Raw genomic sequence first — 5567 nt, 5'->3', positions numbered from 1 at the left:
GGGTCGAGCGGGGCGAGCGGAGCGGAGCGTCGGCATGAGTGAGCGCGAGCGGGATACCGAGACCGTGGTGCGATCGGACGGCACGGCGCGCGGCGGCGTGCCGAAGCAGCGGCAGCCGGCCGAGGTGGTGGCCGAACTGGACGAGCTGGCCGTGTGGTTCCCGACGCCGGCCGGTGTGGTGCGGGCCGTGGACGGGGTGTCGCTGCGGGTGCACCGGGGGGAGACCCTGGGTCTGGTCGGCGAGTCCGGCAGCGGTAAGTCCACCACCGGCCTGGCGCTGCTGCGGCTGGTCGACCCCACCTCGGGCAGCGTCCGGGTGGCGGGGGAGGACGTGACCCGCTGGTCGCGTCGGCGGCTGCGGACGCTGCGCCGCCGGGTGGCCATGGTCTTCCAGGATCCGCAGGCATCCCTCGACCCGCGGCTCACCGTCGGGGCGAGCATCACCGAACCGCTGATCGTGCACAGACTCACCGACGGCGGCGCCGCCCGCCGCAGGCGCGTCGAGGAACTGCTCGACATGGTCGGGTTACGCCGTGACCTCGCCGACCGGCATCCGCACGAACTCTCCGGCGGCCAACGGCAGCGGGTGGGTATCGCCCGTGCGTTGGCCGGTGAGCCGGATCTGATCGTCCTCGACGAACCGATCGCCTCGCTCGACCTCAGTGTGCAGGCGCAGATCATGAACCTGCTGCGTGGCCTGCAACGGGCCCTGGGGCTGACGTACCTGTTCATCGCCCACGACCTGGCCGCGGTCGAGCACATGAGCGACCGGATGGCGGTGATGTATCTGGGCCGGATCGTGGAGAGCGGCACCCCGGCGCAGATCTGGCGGGACCCGGCCCACCCGTACACTGCCGCCCTGCTGTCGGCGATCCCGGTGGCTGACCCGCAGGTCGAGCGGGAGCGCCGCCGGATCATTCTCAGCGGCGACATCCCCAGCCCGGTCAACCCGCCCGACGGATGCCGGTTCCGCACCCGCTGCCCGCAGGCCCGGCCCGACTGCGCCGACACCGACCCGGCACTCGCCGAGGTCGACTCCGGCCACCGCGCGGCCTGTCTGTACGCCGTCGAGGCCGTCCGCGCGATGCGCGCCGGGTAGGCATCCGGACCGGCAGCGGTCCGTCCGGGCCTTGACGTGCCGCACAACCCTGACCAGTATCCCTATATGTTTGATGGAGTATGTAGGGCATGGGGGGCGTAGTCGTGTACGTGTCGGCGCGATCGGACTATGCGGTGCGGGCCATGCTGGCGGTGGCGCAGCATCATCCGGACGTGGTGAAGGCGGCCACGTTGGCGGCCAGCCAGGACATCCCGTACTCCTTCTTGCAGGGCATTCTGCTGGACCTGCGGCGGGCCGGGTTGTTGCTCAGCCTGCGTGGCGCGGACGGCGGTTACGCGCTGACCCGCGATCCCGGGGCGATCACGATCGGTGACGTGCTGCGGGCCACCGGCGGTGCGTTGACCACGGTGCGTGGCGCGCCGGCCGAGGTGGCGACCTATCACGGGGTGGCCGTCGGTTTGGGTGCGGTGTGGCGGTCGGTGCACCAGGCGATCGAGGGGGTGGTCGACCACGCCAGCCTCGCCGACCTGCTCGCACCCGCCGATCGGTCGGCGCGCGACGCGGCTGATCGGCCACCCCGCGTGGCCTGACGGCCCGGTGTCCGCGGTCCGGCGTAGCCAAGGCTTGAAAACCTGTCGAGTTAGTGGGATATTCGGTGCGCGGTCGGCGTGGTTGATCACGGCTGGCGCGCCGGCCCGTGCCGCGCGCGACAGCTGATCACCGCGGTCGAGGTGTTGCCAGCCGGGCAGCGAGGCCCGGTCCGTGACCGCACCCCCAATGCGCCAACCCCCGGCAACTCAAAACGGGCATATTCCCTATTTAATTGGTCGGATTTATATAGTGCCTGCGTGCACTGGAGGAGGACACGACTGCGATGAGGCACCGGATCAGAACGGCCATCGCTCTCGCCATGGTCACCGGCCTGGCCCTGACGGGTTGCGGTGGCAGCGGCACCTCGGCCAGCGACTCCACCACGCTGAACATCGTCGGTTTCGCCGTGCCCGAGGCGGCGAACAAGGCCATCGCCGCGGAATGGAACAAGACCGAGGCCGGTAAGGGCGTCAGGTTCAAGACCTCCTACGGCGCCTCCGGTGACCAGAGCCGGGCGGTGGTCTCCGGCCTGAAGGCCGACTACGTGCACTTCTCGGTGACCAGTGACGTGACCCGGCTGGTCGAGTCCGGCCAGGTCGACGAGAACTGGGACGACGGCCCGAACAAGGGCATCGTCTCCTCCTCGGTGGTGGTGCTCGCGGTGCGCGAGGGCAACCCCAAGAACATCCAGGGCTGGGACGACCTGATCAAGCCGGGCATCGGCATCGTCACCCCGAACCCGGCCTCGTCGGGCGCCGCCCGCTGGAACGCCCTCGCGGCCTGGGGTCACATCTCCGCCAACGGTGGCACCGACGCGCAGGCCGAGGAGTACCTCACCAAGCTCTTCGCCAACGTGGTGTCGTTGCCCAACAGCGGTCGCGACGCCACCACCACCTTCCTCGGCGGCACCGGCGACGTGCTGCTGGCGTACGAGAACGAGACGATCCTGGCCCGACAGAACGGCGAGAAGCTGGACTGGGTGCTGCCCGACACCACCATCCTGATCCAGAACCCGGGTGCGATCCTCAAGGACGCCGACCCGAAGGCGAAGGAGTGGCTGGACTTCGTGCTCGGCCCCGACGGCCAGCGGCAGTTCGCGCTCACCGGCTTCCGGCCGATCATCGACGGCGTCGACACCAACGGCATCGAGGGCGCGAACGACCCGAACAACCCGTTCCCCGCCCCGAAGCAACTCCTGACCGTTGACAAGGACTTCGAGAGCTGGTCGGCGCTGTCCAAGAAGTTCTTCGACGAGAACGAGGGCATCATCACCAAGGTCATCGCGGCCTCCGGGAAGGCGAAGTGACCTCGGCGACACTGGCCCCGGACCGGCCGGCGGGCAACCGCCGGTCGGCCCGGGGCGGCCTGCCGCTGACCCGGGTCTCCGGGCTGGGGCTGGGCGTGGCGATGACCTGGTTCAGCCTGCTGGTGCTGATCCCGCTCGCCGCCGTGGCAGTGACCGCCGTCGAGGGCGGCTGGAGCGGATTCTGGCGAACGGTGACCAACGAGCAGACCGCCGCCACCCTCCGGCTCACCGTGGGCACCGCGTTGCTCGTCACGCTGGTCAACATCGTGATGGGCACCCTGATCGCCTGGGTGCTGGTGCGGGACCGGTTCTTCGGCAAGCGCGCGCTGGAGGTCCTCATCGACGTCCCGTTCGCGCTGCCGACGATCGTCGCCGGCCTGGTGCTGCTGTCGCTGTACGGGCCGGGCAGCCCGTTGGGCGTCAACATCGCCAACACCCGGATCGCGGTCTTCCTGGCCTTCCTCTTCGTCACGTTGCCGTTCATCGTGCGTACCGTGCAGCCGGTGCTCGCCGAACTCGACCCGGAGGTCGAGGAGGCGGCGGCGTCGCTGGGCGCCAACCGGTACACCACCTTCCGCCGGATCATCCTGCCGAGCCTCGCCCCCGCCATCGCCTCCGGCGCCGCGCTCTCCTTCGCCCGGGCGGTCGGTGAGTACGGCTCGCTGGTCCTGCTCTCCGGCAACCTGCCGATGCGTACCGAGGTGTCGTCGGTACGCATCCTCAGCAGCATCGAGAACGACAACGTCGAAAGCGCGGCGGCGGTGGCGATGGTGCTGCTGACCGTCTCGTTGGTCGTCATCGTCGTGCTCGACGTCATTCAACGAAGGGTGAGGCGTCGTGGCTGACCGCTCGCTTGCCGCCCGTACCCCGGTGGGTAGCCGAACCGGCCGCTACGTCAGGCGTACGGTGGTGGCGGCGTACCTGTTCTTCCTGGTGGCCTGGCCGCTGTACCTGGTGGGACGCAACGCGTTCGCGGACGGGTTCGTCAACCTCAACGACATCCTCACCGACCCCGACGTGACCCACGCGCTGCGGCTGACGGTTGTCGTCGCGGTGACCGCCGTGGTGATCAACACGGTGTTCGGGGTCGGCATCTCGATCCTGCTGGTCCGCTACGACTTCCCCGGCAAGCGGACCCTCAACGCCCTGCTCGACATGCCGCTGTCGGTCTCCCCGATCGTGGTCGGTCTCGCCCTGATCCTGGTCTACGGCGGCCGGGACGGCTGGTTCGGCCCGACAGTGGAATCCGCCGGCCTGCAGATCATCTTCGCCACGCCGGGCATGGTCATGGCCACCGTCTTCGTCGCGTTGCCACTTGTCATCCGGGAGGTCGTGCCGGTCCTGGAAGAGGTGGGTGACGAGCAGGAACAGGCCGCCCGCAGCCTCGGCGCCAACGCGGTGCAGACGTTCCGCCGGATCACCCTGCCGGCGATCAAGTGGGGCGTCATCTACGGCGTCGTGCTCAGCCTGGCCCGGTCGCTCGGCGAGTTCGGCGCGGTGAAGGTGGTCTCCGGCAACGTGCTCGGGGAGACCCGCACCGCCACCCTGGTGGTCGAGGAGAAGTACCTCAACTTCGACAAGGGCGGGGCGTACGCCACGGCGTTCCTGCTCGCCCTCGTCGCCGTCGCCTGCATCATCGTCGTGTCCGCCCTCCGGCCGAAGGAAGACCGTTGAGCATCGAGATTGTCAACGTCGGCAAGCGTTTCGGCGACTTCGTCGCGCTGGACGACGTGTCGGTGAACATTCCGTCCGGCCGACTCACGGCGCTGCTCGGCCCCTCCGGCGGCGGCAAGTCCACCCTGCTGCGGATCATCGCCGGCCTGGAACGCGCAGACACCGGCACCGTGCAGATCGAGGGAGTCGACGCCACCGGGCTGCCGCCGCAGAAACGCAACGTCGGTTTCGTGTTCCAGCACTACGCGGCCTTCAAACACCTGACCGTACGCCGCAACGTGGCCTTCGGCCTGGAGATCCGCAAGCGGCCCAAGGACGAGATCCGGCGTCGGGTCGACGAACTGCTCGCGCTGGTGCACCTCGGGCAGTTCGCCGATCGGCTGCCGGCGCAGCTCTCCGGTGGCCAGCGTCAACGGATGGCGCTGGCCCGGGCGCTGGCCGTCGAGCCGACCGTGCTGCTGCTCGACGAGCCGTTCGGCGCCCTGGACGCCAAGGTCCGCAAGGAACTGCGGGACTGGCTGCGTCGACTGCACGACGAGGTGCACGTGACCACCGTCTTCGTCACCCACGACCAGGAGGAGGCCCTGGAGGTCGCCGACGAGATCGTGGTGATCAACGAGGGGCGGGTGGAGCAGATCGGCTCGCCCGACGAGCTGTACGACAGCCCGCGCAACGAGTTCGTGATGCGCTTCCTCGGCCCGACCACCCAACTCGGCGACCAGTTGGTGCGTCCGCACGACCTGCAACTGTCCACCTCGGACAATGGTGGCGTGGCCGGTCGGGTCAGCAGGGTGACCCGGATCGGCTTCGAGATCCGCGTCGAGGTCACCACCACGTCAGGCCAACCGGTCACCGCAACCCTCACCCGCAACGAGTTCCAAGCCCTCGACATCCAGCTCGACTCCGAGGTCCACATCCGCCCCACCCCCAACACCC

At 69.3% G+C, this 5567-nt stretch carries 6 protein-coding genes; all 6 read left to right on the top strand.

Features of this window, described 5'->3' with window-relative positions; genetic code table 11:
• Positions 1–34: 34 nt before the first annotated feature.
• On the top strand, positions 35–1099 hold the full coding sequence (locus C1I93_RS27685) for an ABC transporter ATP-binding protein (protein WP_223256300.1): 1065 nt from the start codon (positions 35–37) through the stop codon (positions 1097–1099).
• 104 nt (positions 1100–1203) lie between these two features.
• On the top strand, positions 1204–1650 hold the full coding sequence (locus C1I93_RS27680) for an RrF2 family transcriptional regulator (RefSeq protein ID WP_111246213.1): 447 nt from the start codon (positions 1204–1206) through the stop codon (positions 1648–1650).
• A 284-nt stretch (positions 1651–1934) separates the two neighbouring features.
• Positions 1935–2957, top strand: a complete 1023-nt coding sequence (locus tag C1I93_RS27675) for a sulfate ABC transporter substrate-binding protein (protein ID WP_111246212.1) — start codon at positions 1935–1937, stop codon at positions 2955–2957.
• Positions 2954–3802, top strand: a complete 849-nt coding sequence (cysT, locus tag C1I93_RS27670; protein WP_111246211.1) for a sulfate ABC transporter permease subunit CysT — start codon at positions 2954–2956, stop codon at positions 3800–3802. The genes C1I93_RS27675 and cysT overlap by 4 nt, the downstream gene beginning before the upstream one ends.
• Complete coding sequence (locus C1I93_RS27665; protein ID WP_111246210.1) at positions 3795–4631, top strand: sulfate ABC transporter permease; 837 nt, start codon at positions 3795–3797, stop codon at positions 4629–4631. Before cysT ends, C1I93_RS27665 begins: the two co-directional genes overlap by 8 nt.
• Positions 4628–5567: sulfate/molybdate ABC transporter ATP-binding protein (locus tag C1I93_RS27660; RefSeq protein ID WP_111246209.1), on the top strand; the 940-nt coding region annotated here is incomplete at its 3' end. The genes C1I93_RS27665 and C1I93_RS27660, both read left to right, overlap by 4 nt.

Source organism: Micromonospora endophytica, from assembly GCF_003236305.1.
In the GTDB taxonomy this organism is placed as follows: Bacteria; Actinomycetota; Actinomycetes; order Mycobacteriales; family Micromonosporaceae; genus Micromonospora; species Micromonospora endophytica.
This window is presented reverse-complemented; position numbering and strand designations above follow the sequence as displayed.

Excerpts from the sequence above, each read along its gene's own strand:
- C1I93_RS27675 (WP_111246212.1), top strand. The coding sequence starts at position 1,935 with ATGAGGCACCGGATCAGAACGGCCATCGCTCTCGCCATGGTCACCGGC.
- C1I93_RS27685 (WP_223256300.1), top strand. The coding sequence starts at position 35 with ATGAGTGAGCGCGAGCGGGATACCGAGACCGTGGTGCGATCGGACGGC.